Origin of the sequence: Pelomicrobium sp. G1 (assembly GCF_051905455.1) — a bacterium.
Classification (GTDB): Bacteria; Pseudomonadota; Gammaproteobacteria; order Burkholderiales; family UBA6910; genus Pelomicrobium.
Genome location: NZ_JBQACR010000688.1, coordinates 1 through 230 on the forward strand (window position 1 = coordinate 1; position 230 = coordinate 230).

The window sequence follows — 230 nt, forward strand, 5'->3', positions numbered from 1 at the left end:
GGTCCATGCCGTCCAATTGGGACGAGAGGGGCGCCGTCCCCCAGGCGGTGAGCCTGGCGCTCTCCACGGTGAGGGCCAACTCCAGGGGCGCCAGGGCGCCTCGCTCGCCGAAGGCGAGGGGATTGCCGATCTTGCCCCGCAGGACGACCGGCACCCCGTTGTAGGTTCCCCGGGCCGAGAGCTGGACCCGCTGGTAGCCGCTCGAGGACTCGAAATCCAGCGCCTCCAGG

At 71.3% G+C, this 230-nt stretch carries 1 protein-coding gene; it reads right to left on the reverse strand.

What is annotated here, in order from left to right:
* A partial coding sequence (locus ACTFO6_RS20130) for a hypothetical protein (protein ID WP_439936029.1) occupies window positions 1-230 on the reverse strand: 230 nt, incomplete at both ends.